General features: G+C 39.6%; 20 protein-coding genes. 13 read left to right on the plus strand and 7 right to left on the minus strand.

Annotated features, from left to right (window positions below; translation table 11 throughout):
- Positions 1 to 388: 388 nt before the first annotated feature.
- The 4 genes from ACFO3O_RS20590 to pta form a co-directional block, all read right to left on the minus strand.
- A complete protein-coding gene (locus ACFO3O_RS20590) occupies positions 389 to 1483 on the minus strand; it encodes an adenylate/guanylate cyclase domain-containing protein (RefSeq protein ID WP_379982398.1) in 1095 nt (364 codons plus the stop codon).
- A gap of 185 nt (positions 1484 to 1668) precedes the next feature.
- Positions 1669 to 3087 carry an exonuclease domain-containing protein gene (locus tag ACFO3O_RS20595; RefSeq protein ID WP_379982400.1) on the minus strand — a complete coding sequence of 473 codons (1419 nt, stop codon included), beginning with the start codon at positions 3085 to 3087 and terminating at the stop codon, positions 1669 to 1671.
- 129 nt (positions 3088 to 3216) lie between these two features.
- Positions 3217 to 4401 (minus strand): acetate/propionate family kinase, encoded by a 1185-nt coding sequence (locus ACFO3O_RS20600; RefSeq protein WP_379982402.1) that lies wholly within the window; start codon positions 4399 to 4401, stop codon positions 3217 to 3219.
- 12 nt (positions 4402 to 4413) lie between these two features.
- Positions 4414 to 6507, minus strand: a complete 2094-nt coding sequence (gene pta, locus ACFO3O_RS20605; RefSeq protein WP_379982404.1) for a phosphate acetyltransferase — start codon at positions 6505 to 6507, stop codon at positions 4414 to 4416.
- Positions 6508 to 6882: 375 nt separating this feature from the next.
- Here pta and ACFO3O_RS20610 point away from each other — a divergent pair, with 375 nt between their 5' ends.
- The 3 genes from ACFO3O_RS20610 (at position 6883) to ACFO3O_RS20620 (ending at position 9319) form a co-directional block, all read left to right on the plus strand.
- Positions 6883 to 7368, plus strand: coding sequence for a lipocalin family protein (locus tag ACFO3O_RS20610; protein ID WP_379982406.1), 486 nt, complete (start codon positions 6883 to 6885; stop codon positions 7366 to 7368).
- A 6-nt stretch (positions 7369 to 7374) separates the two neighbouring features.
- Entirely contained in the window at positions 7375 to 8076 is a 702-nt protein-coding gene (locus ACFO3O_RS20615; RefSeq protein ID WP_379982408.1) for a YiaD family glycine zipper/OmpA-like lipoprotein, read from the plus strand.
- 406 nt (positions 8077 to 8482) lie between these two features.
- Entirely contained in the window at positions 8483 to 9319 is an 837-nt protein-coding gene (locus ACFO3O_RS20620) for a mechanosensitive ion channel family protein (RefSeq protein ID WP_379982410.1), read from the plus strand.
- A gap of 119 nt (positions 9320 to 9438) precedes the next feature.
- On the opposite strand, the gene ACFO3O_RS20625 is transcribed toward ACFO3O_RS20620, so the two are convergent.
- Positions 9439 to 10176 carry a bacteriorhodopsin-like gene (locus ACFO3O_RS20625; protein ID WP_379982412.1) on the minus strand — a complete coding sequence of 246 codons (738 nt, stop codon included), beginning with the start codon at positions 10174 to 10176 and terminating at the stop codon, positions 9439 to 9441.
- 86 nt (positions 10177 to 10262) lie between these two features.
- Here ACFO3O_RS20625 and ACFO3O_RS20630 point away from each other — a divergent pair, with 86 nt between their 5' ends.
- The 10 genes from ACFO3O_RS20630 (at position 10263) to ACFO3O_RS20675 (ending at position 18392) form a co-directional block, all read left to right on the plus strand.
- Positions 10263 to 11132, plus strand: coding sequence for a Brp/Blh family beta-carotene 15,15'-dioxygenase (locus tag ACFO3O_RS20630; RefSeq protein WP_379982414.1), 870 nt, complete (start codon positions 10263 to 10265; stop codon positions 11130 to 11132).
- Positions 11133 to 11220: 88 nt separating this feature from the next.
- Positions 11221 to 12432, plus strand: coding sequence for a molybdopterin molybdotransferase MoeA (locus ACFO3O_RS20635; protein ID WP_379982416.1), 1212 nt, complete (start codon positions 11221 to 11223; stop codon positions 12430 to 12432).
- On the plus strand, positions 12416 to 12760 hold the full coding sequence (locus tag ACFO3O_RS20640; protein ID WP_379982418.1) for a winged helix-turn-helix domain-containing protein: 345 nt from the start codon (positions 12416 to 12418) through the stop codon (positions 12758 to 12760). The genes ACFO3O_RS20635 and ACFO3O_RS20640 overlap by 17 nt, the downstream gene beginning before the upstream one ends.
- On the plus strand, positions 12751 to 13494 hold the full coding sequence (locus tag ACFO3O_RS20645) for a sulfite exporter TauE/SafE family protein (protein ID WP_379982420.1): 744 nt from the start codon (positions 12751 to 12753) through the stop codon (positions 13492 to 13494). Before ACFO3O_RS20640 ends, ACFO3O_RS20645 begins: the two co-directional genes overlap by 10 nt.
- A gap of 2 nt (positions 13495 to 13496) precedes the next feature.
- Positions 13497 to 13730 carry a MoaD/ThiS family protein gene (locus tag ACFO3O_RS20650; RefSeq protein WP_379982422.1) on the plus strand — a complete coding sequence of 78 codons (234 nt, stop codon included), beginning with the start codon at positions 13497 to 13499 and terminating at the stop codon, positions 13728 to 13730.
- Complete coding sequence (locus ACFO3O_RS20655; RefSeq protein ID WP_379982424.1) at positions 13730 to 14794, plus strand: ThiF family adenylyltransferase; 1065 nt, start codon at positions 13730 to 13732, stop codon at positions 14792 to 14794. Before ACFO3O_RS20650 ends, ACFO3O_RS20655 begins: the two co-directional genes overlap by 1 nt.
- On the plus strand, positions 14791 to 15234 hold the full coding sequence (locus ACFO3O_RS20660) for a molybdenum cofactor biosynthesis protein MoaE (protein ID WP_379982426.1): 444 nt from the start codon (positions 14791 to 14793) through the stop codon (positions 15232 to 15234). The genes ACFO3O_RS20655 and ACFO3O_RS20660 overlap by 4 nt, the downstream gene beginning before the upstream one ends.
- A 265-nt stretch (positions 15235 to 15499) precedes the next feature.
- Positions 15500 to 16405, plus strand: a complete 906-nt coding sequence (gene moaCB, locus ACFO3O_RS20665; protein ID WP_379982428.1) for a bifunctional molybdenum cofactor biosynthesis protein MoaC/MoaB — start codon at positions 15500 to 15502, stop codon at positions 16403 to 16405.
- Entirely contained in the window at positions 16405 to 17454 is a 1050-nt protein-coding gene (gene moaA / locus ACFO3O_RS20670) for a GTP 3',8-cyclase MoaA (RefSeq protein WP_379982430.1), read from the plus strand. Before moaCB ends, moaA begins: the two co-directional genes overlap by 1 nt.
- Before the next feature lie 197 nt (positions 17455 to 17651).
- Entirely contained in the window at positions 17652 to 18392 is a 741-nt protein-coding gene (locus ACFO3O_RS20675; RefSeq protein WP_465251769.1) for a KilA-N domain-containing protein, read from the plus strand.
- 94 nt (positions 18393 to 18486) lie between these two features.
- On the opposite strand, the gene ACFO3O_RS20680 is transcribed toward ACFO3O_RS20675, so the two are convergent.
- Together ACFO3O_RS20680 and ACFO3O_RS20685 are read right to left on the minus strand one after the other, a co-directional pair.
- Complete coding sequence (locus ACFO3O_RS20680) at positions 18487 to 19083, minus strand: nucleotidyltransferase family protein (protein ID WP_379982432.1); 597 nt, start codon at positions 19081 to 19083, stop codon at positions 18487 to 18489.
- Entirely contained in the window at positions 19076 to 20098 is a 1023-nt protein-coding gene (locus ACFO3O_RS20685; RefSeq protein ID WP_379982434.1) for an XdhC family protein, read from the minus strand. The genes ACFO3O_RS20680 and ACFO3O_RS20685 overlap by 8 nt, the downstream gene beginning before the upstream one ends.
- Positions 20099 to 20156 lie beyond the last annotated feature (58 nt).

The raw sequence follows: 20156 nt of genomic DNA on the forward strand, positions 1-20156 counted from the left end.
AAAATAAGTTACAAGAACTTCTGGAAGTAATAAGTTGGCGGCAGCAAATAGAGCATCTGAGGACATAGAATTTTTTAAAGCAAAGTTGTCTCAATTTTAATTACCCCACAACTTTTTGTGTTGAGCCCAAAAAACCAAACGAGCACAGCTCGTTGTGGGTTTCATGCTTGCCCAGGATTCTCTTATGGGATCACCGCAGGTAATCCCTTTGAAAAACTCGTTTCAGCTTGCGTACGAAAACAAAAAACCAAACGAGCATGGCTCGTTGTGGGTTTCAAGCTTGCCAAGGATTCCTATCTGAGATAAGTGTTTGTGTCGATATATAGAAAACAAAATCAAAGTAAATTTACAATACCGTATTGTTACACTTTGTAAAATCTCACTATGTCTAATTTTTATAAACCGCCACAATCTCCACACTGTCGGCTTTTCCTTTTAATGAGGGGGCTCCTAACTTTTTTACCGTATATGTTTCGGGCAGGTTCAGCTTTCGCGAAAGCGGTTCAGACAGCAATAAATCCTCTCTGTAAACCGAAGCTAATCCAAGAATACGCGCTGTGGTATTCAGCACATCTCCTGTAAAGAATATGTCTTTTTTTAAAGCACCGATCTCGCCTGTAATGACGTGACCGTAATGAAGGGCTGCCTTAAAATCAAGCTCCACTCCGTACTTTTTGTGATAGAGCTTCTGTTTTTTTTGGAGATCCTTCTTCATATCAAAAAAACACTGGATACACTGATTGTTAGTAATGCCTCGCTTTAATTTCCAAGTGATCACAATTTCATCCCCCACATATTGATAGACTTCTCCCTGATTTTTAATGATCGCATTTGAAAATGTAAAATAGTAGGAGCGTAGGAGTTCAAAGTAGTGTTGGTTGCCTATCTTCTCTGCAATGGTGGTAGAATCTTTCATGTCTACAAACATGAATATGCGTTCTTCTTCAATGGGATTATGGTATTTACCTGTAAAAAAATTGAGCATTACCTGTTGTCCTAAATGGTCACTCACCTCTGCGTATAACAGGGAAATCATTAATGAAAATGACAATTGAATGATTGCACTGAGGTGGGTAATACTAAAAAAGAAATTATAAAATTTATCCCACACCCGTTGGTCAACAATGGTAGTGTCTAGTTCAAGACTCGCAGCTATTGGGAAATTAATCACAATGATGAGTAAAAAGAAGAGGAGATAAATGAAAAACTTAGAGCCAATTTTTACTAAAAAAGAGTTCTTCTCAAACCATCGGCTTAGGTACTTCACTTCTATAAAACCGACAATACAGCCAATCAAGAAAATCACCGATAGTGCAAAAGTGACAATCTGTGCATCTAGTTTTACTGCTGTTGCAGCAGCATTTTCTTGACCTCCAAGCACCGCAGCTTCGACCCAAAGAAATAAGGCACCAAAAATCAACCAAATGACTCCAAAGGGGAGGATTTTAGCCAGATTTCTTTTTGCAAGTGCCGATAGTGCCATGACTGCAAAGTAAAAAATAATTTTTGTAGGGATGGGTTAAAAAGACTTCAAAAAGTACTTTCTAAAGGAATAGTAGCTCTTTTAGAAACCCGTACTCTCATTATTGAGATTACTTCGCTTCACTGCGTTTCGCTCGCAATGACGTTGTCCACATACCCTTCATTGCGAGCGGAGCCTCTGTACCGTCATTGCGAGCGGAACGAAGCAATCCCCTCAACATAAACCTCAGCCCTCATAATATTCCTCTTACTGTTTTTACGCATATACCCACTCATAATCTTCGTGGTATGGTATGTATTTTTAAAAGGCGTAATATGCGTTTTGAAGCCATCAAAATCTGTAATAGCGACGTCATGGTCTATAAAACCATATCCTTTGTATTCGCCTTGTTCTACAAGGATGAGACAGTTTTCTGAGGGTGTTCGACCTTTTTCTTTAATGATATAGGTTTCTTGTTCAGATACTAATGCATCCAACGCACGATGTACTCTCGTGTTATAGTCCGCTGCATTTTCGCTACCCATGCAGATGCCTTTGCAGTTTTTAATTTTGTAATGGGAACACCCTGCCGGTGTGCTTTGCAGCGAACAATATTTTGGACACAGTTCATAGTCTTCGCAAAGCTTCATTAACGTCTCTAGGGCTATTTCTTTGTTGTAGAGTGTCAAAACTGAGTTGATGGTGCTTTTTGTCGTTCCCAATGCTAGTTGGATCACGCCCATTTGATTCTCATACGAGATGATCTGATAGGTGGTGGTCGGTCGTTTTTGAGCACGGTTATACTTCGGATAAAACCGTCGTATGTAATCTGCTTCTAATAACAACGCCGTGAGTTCGTTACCGGTCTCTTCATAATCCAAATGATAGGTTTCGGTACACAGATTGATAGACTTTTGCGTTTTGGAATAGATGTGCGACAACACCCTTTTTTTAATATTAATCGCCTTCCCCACATAAATCTCTTTTCCCGCTTTATCTCTAAAAATATACACCCCCGCCGACTCAGGTAATTTCTCAAAATCTTCGGTAGGAATATGGGGCGGTAAGGTCGCTTGCCGTGATGATTTATGGAGGAATGTGGTAAAGGTCGAAAAATCAGCATCTTTATCGATATTCATTAATCTCAGAAAAAGCTCGGTGGTAGCTCTGGTATCGGCTTCGGCTCTGTGTGCGCCTTTGAGTGAGATCCCGATAGAGGTGCATAGGTTTCCCAAACTATACGAGTATAATCCTGGAATGAGTTTTCGCGATAAGCGAACCGTACATAATTTTTTACGTTGAAACGTACGCCCTATCATTTCAAATTCCTTTTTTAAGAACCCAAAGTCAAAATTGACGTTATGAGCCACAAATAGAGCATCTTTTGTTTTTTCTTCGATGATATCTGCGATTTCATAAAATCGAGGCGCATGGGCGACCATTTCGTTGGTGATGCCCGTAAGCGCCGTGATAGTTCTCGGGATAGATTCTTCAGGATTGATAAGTGAAGAATAAATATCCACTACTTTTCCATGAATGACGGTAATGATACAGATTTCTGTCATCCGTCCGTAGCGAACGCCCCCAGTAGTTTCAACATCTATAATCGTGTACTTCGCATTCATAAACTTCATATCACAAAGATACTGTAAATTGGATTATTTCCTATTTGTTGTAAAAAATACGGGTTATTTATTTCGCTTTAAGCGAAATCATACACAACAAGCCTCCAAAACGAGCATACAAACAATACCTTATTGTAGTAATTGATACGCCTGCTTAGCGATTTCCAATTCTTCATTGGTAGGAATCACTAGTATTTTTACCTGAGAAGCGTCCGCATGAATGGCTCTGAGTTCTTGAGAGGATTCCACGTTTTTAGAAGGGTCTATGATGATACCGAAAGTCTCCAGATTTGTGCAGACCATTTTTCGCAGTAGACTAGAATTTTCGCCAATTCCTGCGGTAAAAACAATAGCATCCAATCCGTTCATGGCGGCGATATACGAACCAATGTACTTTTTAATACGATACGCATTCATTTCCATGGCAAGGATACAGTCAGTATTTCCTTTTTCAACACCGGCTTGAATATCTCTAAGGTCACTAAAGCCAGTAAGACCTAACATGCCACTTTCTTTGTTCAATAGATTCTCAACGTCAGCTAAGCTATAGCCTAGTGTGTTCACCATATAAAATATGATAGAATGATCGATATCACCGCTTCGCGAACCCATAATCAGTCCAGTAGAAGGGGTGAAGCCCAAACTATGATCGATGCTTTTTCCATTTACAATCGCTGTCATACTGCATCCATTTCCTAAATGGATAGAAATAATTTTCGAGGTATCTAGGTGTAAGTACTCCATCGCCTTTTCAGAGACATATTTATGGCTCGTGCCGTGAAACCCATATACCTGAATTTCATGTTCGCTAAAAAGCGTATTTGGAATCGCATATTTTTGAGCGACTAATGGAATGGTTTGATGAAACGCCGTATCAAATACTGCCACTTGTGTGGCATCGGGAAATAAGTGTTCGGCAAGCAAAATCCCTTGAAGATTGTGCGGATTATGCAAAGGCGCCAACGAAGCATACTGGGCTATTTTTGCCTTTACGTCCGCATTGATTTCTGTAGTGCTTGAAAAAGAATTTCCACCATGCACCACTCGATGTCCCACGATATGAATATCACTTACCTGTTGAATCACTCCTTTTTCTCGGTCAAGCAATACGTCAACAACACTTTGTAATCCTTCTTTATGAGTGGCAAATCCGTCTGTTTTTTTAACCTCACTGTGAGCTGATTTGTAACTCAGTCGGGCGTTTTCAGCTCCTATTTGTTCGACAATTCCCTTACAGATTACGTTTTCTGATGGCATTTCGATCAGTTGAAATTTGATAGACGAACTCCCTGAGTTGATGACGAGTATATTCATGTAGCTTTTCTTTTAAATATCCTGTGCCTGAATAGCGGTCACAACAACGGTATTAAAAATATCATCCACGGTACATCCACGGCTGAGATCATTTACCGGTTTATTCAGTCCTTGTATGATAGGACCAATCGCCAGCGCTTTGGTCTCTCTTTGTACCGCTTTATAGGTATTATTCCCTGTGTTGAGATCAGGAAATATAAACACATTCGCTTGTCCTGCCACTTCAGAATTTGGCATTTTGGTTTGCCCCACTTGCATATCGACGGCGGCATCGTATTGAATAGGGCCTTCGACTTTTAGATCAGGACGTTTTTGCTTAACAATGGTGGTGGCTTTTCGTACACGCTCTACATCTTCACCCACACCAGACGTACCGGAAGAGTAGGAGAGCATGGCGATTTTAGGTTCGATTCCAAAAGCGAGACTCGTTGCTGCAGACGAAATAGCGATTTCAGCCAATTGTTCTGCAGTCGGATTCGGATTAATGGCACAATCGCCATAAATACTCACGCGATCTTCTAGGCACATAAAAAATACCGAAGACACCAAAGCTACGTCTGGTTTGGTTTTAATAAACTGAAGTGCCGGAAGAATGGTATGTTGTGTGGTGTGCACTGCTCCAGACACCATGCCGTCTGCCTTTCCCATGTGTACCATCATCGTTCCAAAATAGGAGACATCTTCCATCAGATCACGTGCCATCGCAAGATTTACATTCTTATGTTTGCGTAGTTCGTATAACGCTTTCGCGAAAGCGTCAAAATCAACAGATTCACTAGGATTGATAATGGTAATTTTATCAAGATTGAGATCTAGGTCTAATAGGCCTAATTTCGTTTCTATTTCTCCGCGATCTCCAAGTAAAGTGATGGTCACAATATCCTGATCGATTAACTGCTTAGTGGCTCTCAGAATACGCTCGTCTGTGCCTTCGGGCAATACGATATGTTTTTTATGCACGCGTGCCTTTTGCAGTAGGTTGTACTGAAACATTCGAGGTGTAATCCCACTGGGCTTAAACGTAATGAGACGTTCTATCAACGCCTCTGTATCTACATAATTCTCAAAATCACGAATGGCGGTCGTTATTTTTTGGGTGTTTTTTGCATAAATCTGAGATTTAATACTTCCAATTTTGTTGGTCACAGAAAACGTACCACCTTCTACCGAAATAATAGGTACAATCTCTGACAGCCCTTCTATAAGCTGATTAATCGATTCTTCAGGAATGAGCCCTCCGGTGAGAACAATGCCAGATATAGACGGATAATTGGCCGATACATTTGCCTGAAGTGCGCCTAAGATAATATCAGCACGATCTCCTGGCGTAATGACCAAACTATTGGATTTTAAATAGGTGAGATAGTTGCGTAATTGCATCGCGCCCACACTAAAGTATCCTGCTTGATTATTCAAAAATTCTTCTCCAAACAGCACCTTGGCATCAAAGGCTTCTACAATTTCACTAATCGACGGATTTGCTAAAATAGGATTGAGCGGAATGGCATTGACCAATACTTTTGAAGGAAGCTTTTTTTCTAAGGCATCAACGACGCTCTTTTGATTTTCAGGAAGTACTTTATTGGCAATAATAGAGACGACCTCAACTTCTTTATCCTTGAAGGAGTCGTAGGTAATTTGTAAATCGCCAACGAGTTCTTCTAAGGTTCTCCCTACGCCACTCGTTAAAATAATGGCGGGGATCCCTAAATTCCGTACGATTAATACATTGATATCAAATTCGATCATAGATCCCTGTCCCGAAAAACTAGTACCTTCTACAATCACAAAATCAAAGCGTTTTTCTATCGCCTTGTATTTTTTGATAATCGTGCTAATGATTTGGTCATCCTTATCCTCATTGATATTTCGAATGACTTCACTTCTTTTAAAAGCATACGCATCTTCAAACTTCAAATCCAAATTGAAATATGAGGTAACGGTGTGAATATGATTATCGGTTTCTCCAGGTTCAAAATCATCAATAATGGGTCTGAAATACCCCACTTTTACGACCTTCTGAAGGAGTAATTGCATGAGTCCAAGGGAAACAATGGATTTACCACTATTGGACTCTGTAGTAGCAATATATATAGCTTTATTCATGAATGCATTGAAACTTTTTGACTTGGTGTGTTGATCACACTACATCTATTGGATAAAAGGAGCTACCTCTCTAGATGAACATGATATAGATCACCTAAAAAGCGTGTTACAAAGATAAGAGTTAGATCATGCAATTCCCATTAATTGATGGGGAGTTTGGCGACTAAATGTGAATTGGGAAGGTTGCTTTTACTAGATAGGTATTTACTATGTACATGTTAGCTTGAATCAACAACCCATCCAAAATTATATAAACAATGATAGGAATCATGTAACACAAAAGTCCAGATACTATTGCATCTTCGTATGTATGAAATAATGACATGATGTAACCATCAAAAATTAGTAATAACCCAACCATTTAAAACACTATTTATGAAAAAACAATGGCTTATTGCGATGTGTTCTTTAGTATTACTGAGCTGCGGACCATCCAAAACAATCAAAGAATCTAAAAAAACCTTGAAAGGAACTTGGACACTTAATGAAATCTCCTATGACAGAACAGGAATATTTAACGTCACTATTTTTGGAGACACCTCAGCAGAATGTCTAGAGGGCTCTACATGGCGGTTTATACCCAATAATAATTTTGGTAACTACGAAATAACAGATGCCAATTGTCCTACAGGGAAACGGTATTTTGTCTGGTCATTACCAGGTACAGGAGAAAACGAAACTGCTTACGATATTATTCTAAAACCAACGGACGAAAAAATGAAGTCTACGATGGATAATAAAGGATTTAAACTCTCTATCTCTTACCTGTCTGACAATCAGTTGCAAATTAACCAAAAAGTGCAATTAGAAGGCAGTCCTTTTACAATTAGCATGAATTTTTCTAAAAACCTAACTCAATAAGAAATTATGAAATCAATTATAAAAAATATATCTATCGTGGCCATTTGTACAGTGCTATCTGTAGGATGTGAAGCCACAAAAAATGCGAATAACAAACAAAAAGGAGTCGTGATTGGCGCTACTACAGGAGCCATACTAGGCGCCATCATCGGAAATAATACGGGTGATGGGGAAAATTCAGAGCTAGGTGCTGTCATAGGAGGTGTCGTAGGAGGTACTGCTGGAATCATTATTGGAAACGAAATGGATAAGCAGGCTCAAAAAATAGAAGAAGAAATTCCTGGCGCTGTTGTAGAGCGTATTGATAATGGTATAGTCGTGACCTTTGATGAGAACTCTGGCGTGTACTTTGATACGGCAAAATACAACGTAAATAGTGAGTCGCAAGAACTACTTACAAAGTTAGCCAATGTGATGAAAGAATATCCAAACACAAAAATTATTGTTGCTGGTCATACTGATAATGTAGGCTCGGAGTCTTCAAATTTATTATTATCAGAACGTAGAGCCAAAGCAGTGAGTGCATACTTGGCGTCTAATGGTATTCCTTCTAGCCACTTTACAACAGTATGGTACGGAGAATTACAACCTGCAACCACCAATGAAACAGCTGCGGGAAGAGCAAAAAACAGACGTGTTACCCTAGCCATCGTACCTGATGAAACCATGAAAGCAAACGCTATACAACAAGCGAAAATAAAAGGATAGTATATACTATTTGTACACTACTAATTAAAGAGCGTCTAAAAATATTTTTAGACGCTCTTTTTGGTTATATATGTAACATACAGCAAAATTATGATTTTTTCTATCGAGTATATGACAGAACGTACGTTCTGGCCGAGATGTAACGATGTTTGTTTCCGTTATATTTTTTGAAAGCTAAGGAACGAAAATTGATAGTTTTGTTGAGAAGAAATGATGAAGAAAACGCATCGCAGTTTTTCGCTTTAAGCGAAAAAATACCCAAGAAATGGAAAACGTATCATTTTTATGAATGAAATAGGTGTCTTACACCCATAAAGTTTCTTCTCTTTTGATGCTATTTTGTTTAAAGACTTCGCTCCATTACTGACGAAAAAGAGATACCTTTCAACTAAAATCACCTAATACAATGCAAGTAGTCAATCAAATTTTAGATTATGAATTACTAACTTTTGGGAATCATACGCTAAAGGTTTTCCAAGTAGTTAGTATTTTATTAATCATCATAGGAACTAAAATCCTACTGTGGATTATTAAAAAAGCGCTTTTTCGTAATTATAAATTTAGCAAGATAGATAGAGGAAGTAAGTACGCTATATTCCAAATTATTAAATATGTAGTTTGGGTCATGGCTATTGCATTGCTATTAGAATCTATTGGTGTTAAAGTCACTTTATTATTAGCAGGATCGGCAGCATTATTGGTAGGAGTTGGTCTAGGATTACAGCAAACATTTAACGATGTCATATCAGGAATCATTTTGCTTTCAGAAAGATCTATAAAAGTAGGCGATGTACTAGAAATTGACGATGATGTTGTTAAAATTGAAAGTATAGGCTTAAGAACTTCTAAAGCCATGAATAGAGATGATATTTCTATTATTATTCCAAATTCTTTGATTACTACGAGTAAAGTCATTAACTGGAGTCATCAATCACAACAAACACGTTTTAAAATTGATGTTGGTGTCGCTTATGGAAGCGATGTTGATCTTGTTATTAAAATTTTAGAAGAAAGCGCGTTTGAGCATTCCAGCATACAAGACAGGAATTTGGTTGAAGCTCGATTATTAAGTTTTGGTACTTCATCATTAGATTTTCAACTTTTATTTTTTAGTGCCAATGTGTTTAGAGTAGAGAGAATCAAAAGCGATATTCGAAAAATCATCAATAAAAGATTTATTGAAAATAATATAATTATAGCCTTTCCTCAGTTGGATGTGCATGTCAAGCGTACAAGTAAATAAAAAGGAGAAAACGATTTTCAGTAATTAATGTGATTCTAAGTGTGCAAAGTTCATACTTGCAAACAAAAAAAGACCGTCTTTTCCGACGGTCTTTTTAGTTTTGATGGTTAATTTTGTTATTAAGCTTCGACTTGCTTTTTCTCAGTCGCAATAACCGCTAGGTTATAGACAACAAGACCGAATCCAATTTTGTTGATAGCATCTCCGATGTTATATACTACATCAAGAGAAAGACCTCCAAAGACGCCTTCATACCATCCTGGTGTTCCAGCCATGTATCCAATAGGATAAATAGCCCATCCTACAAGGACAAACCAACATAAAGTTTTGTGCGCACTTAGTACAGCACCGCCTGCTTGTACAGCAATTTTCTTGGCACTTCCTAACCAGATCTCGTAAACGATCACAAAGTAAGCAATACCAGATACAAGTCCCCAAAACCAAGCAGCATCACGGTACACCGTCTCTCCCAGGTATCCGGTCACAAGCATCACGACAGAGAGAAAAATCAGTTTCCACATGAGTGATTTTTTGGCGCCCGCTACCTTTAAAATCAGATAGAACTCAACGCACATCAATGGCACGGTCAGTATCCAGTCTACATAACGGAAGAAGGTAGGAGACTCGGCATTCATTTGCCAGTAATCACGCATGTACCAATAATGTACCGCTGCAATAAATGTAATTAATCCTGATACAAGGATCGAAGTTTTCCATTTTCTATCAAAGCTACTCATTGATAAAAAGAAAAAAGCAGCCGCGGCCATCATAGCCATAGCGCCTACAAAAAATGTAAATGCAACATAATCGTCAGATGCGATTTTGTCCAGAATTGTGGGTAGTGTTAAAAGATTCATATTTAAATTGTTTTTTTTTGTTTAACTAAAAGTAATAAAAATTAAACAAAAAGATCTTATATTTATGATATATTTATACTTTGCCTGTGAAAAACTATAAAATCGTACTTACTTTTTTCCTCTTATGGCTCACCATTCAGTTTGATAGTGAGGCAGAAAACGTGTTTGCGTACGTTTCTATACTCACCTTAGGGCTCCTTCATGGAGCCAATGACATCAAATTACTCACACAAAAGGAAACTACTCAAAAAACAAGTTCGTATAAAATTTTAGCAGGCTATGTGGCATTTGTCCTTTGTGTAGGCGTTCTTTTTTATATACTTCCTGTACTCGCCTTAACGGTATTTGTGGTGATAAGCGGTTTTCATTTTGGAGAAGAGCACTTACATGATACCTATAAAAAAGAATCCGCTCTGTTACCTTATTGTTATACTTCGTACGGGATGCTCATCTTATTCTTGATTTTTTATTTCAATACAGCAGCTACTTCTTCCATCATTTATGATATTACTTCTTACACCTTAACAAATACTTTTTTTCTAGTAGGGGTAGGGATCACAGGAGTTTCTACTCTAATATTCTCTTTACTCTTATTCAAACATAAAAAGAAAGAGGTCTCTTATCTCGAAGAGTTTGTGTATATCTTGGTTTTTATCGTATTATTTAAAATGGCGAACCTACTCTGGTCGTTTGCGATCTATTTTGTGATTTGGCATGCGATTCCATCACTGTCTGGTCAAATTCGTTTTTTGTATGGAAATACGTCCATGACTTCTGTGGTTAAATACTTGAAATCCTCTTTTCTGTATTGGCTACTATCCATCGCAGGCGTTTTCTCCTTATATTTTTACCTACAGGATGATCTATACCTATTTAATGCGATCTTTTTTGCTTTTTTAGCGACTATTACGTTTCCACATGTCTGGGTAATTACCGGCATGAAATCCAAGAAATAGCCTCAAATAATTCACTATTCTCAAATGATGAAAAAGAATAATGGACGTCCGTATATTTTTCGTTATATTCACGTATGCATAACGAAAAATGATGATTACTGTTTCTCAAGCCATACAATCTGTCCACAAAAATGTCCAATCATTTGATGCCACTGAGCATATTCCTGTTTCAAACGCAATAGGACGTACCCTTGCGCAGGATGTTGTCGCACCAGTATCACTTCCTTCCTTTCGCCAATCGGCTATGGATGGATATGCGGTACGCTTTCGCGAAAGCGGAAACAACAACAAAAACAACACCTTCACCCTCATAGGTGAAGTTAAAGCAGGTGATGCCCAAAATCCATCCTTGACATCTGGTACTGCTGTGCGTATTTTTACAGGAGCCCGCGTTCCTGATACGGCTGATGCTGTAGTGATCCAAGAATTAGTACAACGAAAAGATGATCATATTCATATAGAGAAAGTACCTGTTGTAGGTCAAAATATAAGAGCCATAGGAGGGCAGATACAAGCGGGGAGTTGTCCACTCAAAAAAGGACATACCTTACAGCCATCCTCCCTTGGGCTCCTTAAAAGTTTGGGGATTGATACGGTTTCAGTGACGAGAAACCCTAAAGTAACCATTCTTGTTACAGGTAACGAGTTGGTAAAAGAAGGAAACCCACTAGCAGATGGGCAAGTCTATGAGAGTAATAGTGCCGTTCTAGAAGCTGTGCTTCATCAAAGAGGCATTCACGAGGTGCAAATTGTGTATGTAGAAGATAATCTTGAGAAAACACAAAAAATACTTCAAAATGCCATAGCCACTTCAGAACTTGTCTTAATTTCTGGCGGAATCTCTGTCGGTGATTATGATTTTGTGGGCGTTGCGTTACAAAATTTAGACGTACGTACCATCTTCTATAAAGTACTTCAAAAACCAGGAAAACCCTTGTTTTTTGGAAAACAAAACGACACCTATATATTTGCGTTACCGGGTAATCCAGCATCTACATTGACCTGTTACTATATCTATGTGCAGCTGGCATTTGATATTCTAAGTGGTGCTCAGTATCAAGGATTATTGCGCATACATCTCCCGATCAGTGCGGCTTTTACCAATACCTTTGGGCGAGCGTTGTTTTTAAAAGCACGGGTAAATAGGGAAGGAGTCACTATTTTAGATTTTCAGAATAGTGCGACCATGATCACCTTTGCCGAAGCCAATGCGCTTGTTTATATTCCCGAAACGACCACAGAAGTTGCGCAAGGAACCATAGTAGAAACTATTTTATTGCCCTATGGAAGTACACAGTAAACATAGAATCTGGTTAGAAATAGACGGCGCTAAATTTATGGGCAAGGGACATGTACAGTTATTACGTGCTATCCAAAAAACAGGTTCGTTAAATAAAGCCGCTAAAGAAACAGGAATTTCCTATCGAAAGTCTTGGCGTTTGATCCATCAAGTCAATACTATGGCGGTACATGAGTTGGTACAGCTCCAAAAAGGGGGGGCTGGCGGTGGTGGAGCGATGGTGACATCTTATGGCGAAAAACTTCTCTCATTTTTTGAGAACTTGATGGACACCACGACAGTGCATCTAGATAATGAATTAAAAAAAGCGAACGATTTATGGGATTAGAGACCACTATGCTTATCGCATTTTTGGCTATTTTGCCTATCCTGTCCTTCCTCTACGCAAGTGTCGGACACGGCGGTGCGAGTGGCTACCTAGCACTCATGGCCTTATTCAGCATTCCTAATACAACCATGAAGCAAACAGCGCTATTACTCAATCTTTTTGTCGCTGGCATTGCATTTTATCAATATCAAAAAGCAGGGTATTTTAAAAAATCTATTTTTATTCCCTTTGCCATCGGTTCGATTCCAGCTGCATTTATAGGCGGTATGATCGAAGTAGATCCGTTGATCTATAAAAAAATATTAGGCGTGCTGTTGGTATTTGCTGTCGCAAGAATGTTGTGGAAACGAAATCACAACAAAGAGGCTATTAAAAAAAACAACTTTCTTCCAGCACTCGTTTTAGGAGCTGTCATAGGCTTTTTCTCGGGACTGATTGGTATTGGGGGCGGAATTATCCTTACGCCTATCATTCTGCTGCTTCATTGGGGCACCATGAAAGAAGCTGCGGCCGTTTCTGCCTTGTTCATCTGGGTGAATTCTGCCGCAGGATTGCTCGGGCAATTTAGTAGCGGGATTCAATTATATCCCATCGCAGGGGTGATGGTCGTCATAGCGGTGATTGGTGGCCTTGCAGGGAGTTATTTAGGAAGTAAAAAATGGACTCATCGCATCTTGGAGTATTGCTTAGCCACTGTGTTAATCACTGCTTCCATCAAATTACTAATGTTTTGATCATGAAGATAACGTTACATTATCACGGTCAGTTGACGACCCTTTTCGGCAAAACGGAAGAACCTCTTGACGTTGCTTCTCGGACCGTAGCTGGCTTAAAAAAAGAACTGGAAGTGTTTGATGTACGCTTTCGCGAAAGCACATACCAATTGGCTCAAAACAATAAAATAATCAACGGAAATACGGAGATCACCGAAGGTCGCATGGACGTTTTCCCACCCTTTTCAGGAGGCTAATGAATCGATATAGCAGACATACACAGTTACCCGAAATTGGCCATGAAGGTCAAGAGCGTCTCACACAAGCAAAAGTGCTCGTGGTAGGTGCGGGTGGACTTGGGTGTCCAGCATTGCAATATTTGACTGCGGCAGGCATCGGAAGTATAGGAATTGTGGATTTTGACACCGTATCACTGTCTAACCTGCAGCGACAAGTATTGTATCGAGAAAAAGATCTCGGAAAGAATAAAGCCCTCATCGCCAAAAAGCATTTGGAAGCGTTAAATTCCAGCATTGAGATGACTGCATTTCCTGTGGCGCTGACTGTACAAAATAGTTTAGACATTATACGTCAGTACGATATTGTAGTCGATGCCTCTGATAATTTTGCGACACGCTATTTGATCAATGACACCTGTGTGAAATTAGATATCCCCATGGTCTACGGGTCTTTATACAAATTTGAAGGACAAGTAGCAGTCTTTAATCACCAAAACGGGCCTACCTATCGCTGTCTCTTTCCGACTCCGCCTAATGAAGGAGAAGTTCCAAATTGTAGTGAAATAGGAGTTTTAGGCGTGTTACCGGGTCAAATAGGCATCCTACAAGCCACCGAAGTATTGAAAATCATCCTCAACATCGGCGAAGTCTTAAGCGGAAAAGTACTGTATCTCGATGTGCGTACTCATCACCAGCAACTCCTTGAAATTACGCGTAATGACGAAGGTATTGCGCACATTAAAAACACACCCCTTACCGAAGTAGCGATTCAGGATTGTCAGTTCGCTCCCAAAGTTTCACTCGATGATCTCGAGACCGAAGAAGAAACCCTTTGGATTGATGTTCGCAACACCGACGAACTCCCACGCATAGCACTTTCAAACCTACAATGTATTCCGTGGGAAGAAGTAACAACACATACAAACGAACTTAAACACCATAAAAAAATCATTCTTTTTTGCCAATCAGGACAAAGAGCTCAAAAAGCGACACAAGCATTAATACATCAAGGAATCATTCAATGCTACAGCCTCCAAGAAGGCGCTGAAGCACTCCATACATGGATAAAAACAAGCGTATGAAAACACAGAAAATAAAGAACATTTTTGTAGAAGGGGCGATTTCTCCCGAACGGATCGCGACGTCTATTGCTAATCACCAATCCAAAACTGGCATCGGCGCCCATGATATTTTTTTAGGTCAGGTCCGTGCGGATGAAATAGCAGGAAAAACCGTTGCTGCCATTGATTTTTCGGCACAACAAGAAATGGCAAATGCGGTATGTCACGATATACGAGAACACGTTTTTGAAAAATATCCTGTGCATTGTATGCATATCTATCATAGTATAGGCACAGTAAAAGCAGGTGAGATTTGCTTTTTTGTCTTTGTGTCTTCGGCACATCGGGAAGGTGTTTTTGAGTCCTTACCGTATCTAGTGAATGAAATCAAAGCCAACGTACCCATTTTTGGAAAAGAAATTTTTGAAGACGAAAGCTTTCAATGGAAAGTAAATACGTGATTAAAGTTAAAAGTTAAAAGTTAAAAGTTAAAAGTGAAAAAGTGAAAAGACAGTCTAAATAGTTTATATATAGATCGATTGTCATCCTGAGCCTTTCGACAAGCTCAAGACAAGCTCTGTCGAAGGAATGATAGATTAACTAAAGATTAAAAACTTCGACAAGTGCACACAGAACTTGTTGAAGTGCTCAGTTTGACATGCTAACAGTAGTTTTTAGAAAGTAAAATAATAACGCCCCCAAAGGCAAACAGTATACAGACACTCCATGGTCGATATCACACATAAAAATAACACTCTCCGAATCGCTACTGCCCAAGCGACGGTGATGGTGAGTAAACAAGAAACCATCGAAGCCATCCAAAACGGAACGGTACCCAAAGGCAATGTCTTTGAAATGAGTAGGGCTGCAGGCTTATTGGCTGTCAAAAAAACACCCGATATCCTTCCCGATTGTCATCCGTTACCTATTGAATACACAGGCATTACCTATCGTATCGAAGCCTTGGCAATTCATATAGAATGTACCATTAAAACCATTTACAAAACCGGAGTGGAAGTCGAAGCCATGCACGGTGCGAGTGTGGTGGCACTTAACTTGTACGACATGCTCAAACCCATTGATAAAGGCATTGAGATTCACCATATCAAATTGTTACATAAAAAAGGAGGGAAGTCAGATCATAAGAAACCGACCAGTACGCTCACTGCGGCAGTGATTGTTTGTTCAGACTCAATTTCACAAGGAAAGAACGAAGACAAAGCTGGAAAAGCGATTATTGACCAATTAGAGCAGCATCAGGTAGCCATTCAGGAGTATAGCATTATTCCTGATGAGATCGAGACGATTCAAAAAGTGGTGAAGACGCAACAAGAGCTAGGCAGATCGCTTATTATTTTTACAGGGGGAACAGGACTATCTCCGAGAGATCAAACCCCAGAGGCATTAGAACCGCTTTTAGATCGGAAAATACCAGGGATAGAAGAAGCCATTCGGTCGTATGGGCAACAACGCACTACCTACGCCATGCTCTCCCGAAGTATTGCAGGCATGATAGGGGATAGTCTCGTACTCGCACTTCCTGGATCTACCGCAGGGGCAAGGGAATCTATGCAAGCCATATTTCCCGCAGTATTACATCTTTTTGATATCATCAAAGGCGCTAACCACTAATGGATACAACCACAAACATACTCACAGATACCCACGGCAGACTACACAACTATCTGCGTATTTCTCTTACGGAGCGCTGTAACTTGCGATGTTCGTATTGTATGCCTTCCGAAGGCGTTCCGTTGACCCCCAAAGCACATCTTATGAACGCCGAAGAGGTGTATGAAATCACAAAACTATTTGTCGATTATGGCGTGACCAAAGTACGACTCACAGGGGGTGAACCTTTAGTACGGAAAGATTTTCCAGAGATTTTGACAAAATTAGCGAGTCTTCCCATCTCCATTTCCATTACGTCCAATGGGGTGAGTATCGATAGGCATTTGGATCTTTTGAAGGCACATGGGGTTAAAAATATCAATCTGAGTCTCGATACGTTGGATCCCGTTAAATTCAAGAAAATTACCTTTCGCAACTATTTTGATAAGGTCTACGCTAATACGTTTACACTCATCGATGCCGGTTTTAACGTCAAGATCAATGTCGTATTAATGAAAGGCATCAATGATGACGAGTTGCTTGATTTTATTCAGTTTACCAAAGACCATCCTGTAAGTGTCCGATTTATAGAGTTTATGCCTTTTGATGGCAATCAGTGGAATCGAGAAAAAACCATTTCCTATCAAGAAATTATGGATACGGTAGAGTCCGCTTCTGCCTACCGGTCAGGCAGGTTCGCGAAATTTCCTACTGGAGAGGTAGGACCGAAAATAGTCCGCCTCCAAGATGCGCCCAATGATACGGCAAAAAACTACAAAATCGCTGGCTATCAAGGCGAGTTTGCGATCATCAGCACGGTGACCAATCCTTTTTGTGATACCTGTAATCGGCTCCGACTCACCGCCAACGGCCAACTTAAAAACTGTCTGTTTTCCAACACCGAAAGTGATTTACTCACAGTATATCGCGCTGGGGGTGATATCAAACCTATTATTCAAAAAGCGGTATTAGGCAAGTTTGCCATGCGCGGCGGTCTCAACACCCCCGAACAATTTAATGATCCCAAAGCGCATACAGATAATCGAAGTATGATTCGGATTGGGGGGTAGGGTATTACGTTTTGTGTTGATAACTAGGTTTATAAAATACACGCTGGCAATTAGTTGTCTTTAGTTTTTTTATGATATTGTAATGATCTGTGATACGGAATGATAGATGAAATTTTAAAATGGGAAAAAATAAGACAATACAAGTAAAAGGGACGGAGATAACTATCAAAGAATAATCTGGTCAAACGCATATATCCTTGACTGATATGATAAAGGCTAAGGATGGTGATTTCTTTATTTCAGATTGGTTAAGAAATAGAAACACCGTAGAGTTTTTAGGAATATGGGAAAGTGTATATAACCCAAATTTTAATTATGGCGAATTCGCCATAATTAAAAGTCAAGCAGGTCTCAATAGCTATAAGTTAAGTGTAAAAGAGTGGGTTGAAAAAACCAATGCGATTGGACTAAAAGCAAAAGCTGGAAGGTATGGTGGCTCTTTTGCCCACTCTGATATTGCTTTTGAGTTTGGAATGTGGATTTCTGCCGAATTTAAGGTGTACTTAATAAAAGAGTTCCAACGCCTTAAAGAAGATGAAAATGATCGTCTTAAATTAAATTGGAATTTACAACGTACGCTTGCCAAAGTAAATTACACCATACACACAGATGCTATAAAAGCTAATTTAATACCTCAAGAGCTCAGTAAATCACAAGTTAGCTTAGTATATGCTAATGAGGCAGATATGCTCAATATGGCCTTGTTTGGCAAAACAGCAAAACAATGGCGTGATGAAAACTCTTATACAAAAGGCAATATAAGAGACGAAGCCACTATTGAGCAACTGGTGGTATTGAGTAACATGGAAAGTATTAACGCCGTTTTTATTGGTCAAGGGATGACGCAACCAGAAAGACTTGTTGAATTGAACAAAATGGCAATTACCCAAATGAAATCTTTATTGAATAGCGCTACTATTAAGAAATTAAAAGGATAGTATAAAACAGAACATTTTATTACATATCATATTTTAGTTGTGGGTTTAAATTAGTTCTATAAGTTAAGATCTAAAACGATGATAAGGAATGGTACTATTCTCTATCACTTCTCAACCTCTCAAACTCCTCTGGCGTATCTATATCTTGAATAGCCGAATCCATAGCAATATGCACGGCTTGCTCTTTATGCTTTTTTGTGACAGCTTTAGCCCCTTCGTCAGCTGTGAGTTGTGTTAATTCGTTGAAATAAAAAGCATCAAATAATACAGGAGGACCTGTCACGCCTTGCTTAGAGGCAGAAACGATAATTTGTTTTGTATTAGAGGTAAAAGCCTTGAGAATACGCTCATAATGTATAGTAGTGAGTAACGGCTGATCCACAAGTGCAATTAAGATACCTTGCACGTTGGGTGATGCTTTGAGGATTGCTTGTATGCCATAGGCTAATGAATTCCCCATACCGTCTTCCCAATGATTATTGACAACCGTTGTTATTTTTAAGTCTTTTATTTCTGGGAGAATGTCTTTGGCTTTGGCGCCTAATACCACCGTAAGTGGGTAGGAGGTGGCGAGCAGCTGTTGAATTTGATGAACAATGAGCGGTTTGTTTTTCCAAGGCAATAAAGGTTTTGATCGCTTCATACGCCGGGAAGCACCTGCAGCTAATAAGAGGATTTGGATATTACTCATGAATTGCTCCTTGTTTTTCTCGCAATGACATGGGTTGTTGTTTTCGTAGAACCGTAAGGATTTCCGCGATGATGGATATCGCAATTTCAGAGGCATTTTCTGCGCCAATATTAATGCCTGCAGGCCCGTGTATTTTTTCTAAAAACTCAGGTTCGGTATCGGGGAAGCGTTCTAAAAATTCAGAAAACACACGTTCTCGTCGATGTAGTGGTCCCAATAATCCAAAATAGAGGGGTTGGGTATCGCGTAATGCCATCAGATACTGAATGTCTTTATGAAAACTATGCGTCATTAAAACCACGGCAGTGGTGTTGTCAATGCCCGAAGTGTCTAGAGTTTCAAACGTAGGGGTTTGTAAACTACTAGCACCTGAAAAATAGGCACTAGTTTTTTGCTCATCAGGTGGTGCGATAATATGCACCTCCCAGCCTACGTTGCTCGCCATGTTTGATAAGGCAACCGCATCATGTTCGGCGCCAAAAATATAGAGTTGCAAAAGAGGGGGAAACTCCTGAAAAAAATGCGCTTGGTCTTTGTCGATTTCTTCAAATGAAGCATCAAATCCATACGTTTCTTTGCCTAGATGGACGAGCGTTCCTATTTTTTTAGTTGGTTTTTCGTTGCAGGTGGTACGATCATAATAAGTCGTACAGGAAAAAGTTGCTCTGTCTTTAAGTAGGGTTGTAAACGCTTTCGCGAAAGCGGACCCAACAGAAAACGGCTCTAATACAATATAGATCGTTCCTTCACAACCAAGTCGAAAACGCCCGTCATAACTCATAAGGCGTGCCTGACCCGTTTTGAAAACCTGTTGTGCTTGGTGATAGACTTCTTTTTCTACACAGCCACCACTCACAGCGCCTTTCCATTCTCCGTGTGCATTCATCAGCATGCGAACGCCAGGTCTACGATAGGAAGAGCCGTCTAGGGCAACAACTGTCGCAAGCACCATGGGAATGTCTTGTTCTTGCCATTGAATGCCTTGTACGATGAGTTCCTTAAATTCGTGCGTCATAGTGGGTACGTGCGTAGCGATTTCTGTGAGAAATGGTTTTAAGTATGAAAAACTGATA

This window comes from Dokdonia ponticola (assembly GCF_042653865.1).
Classification (GTDB): Bacteria; Bacteroidota; Bacteroidia; order Flavobacteriales; family Flavobacteriaceae; genus Dokdonia; species Dokdonia ponticola.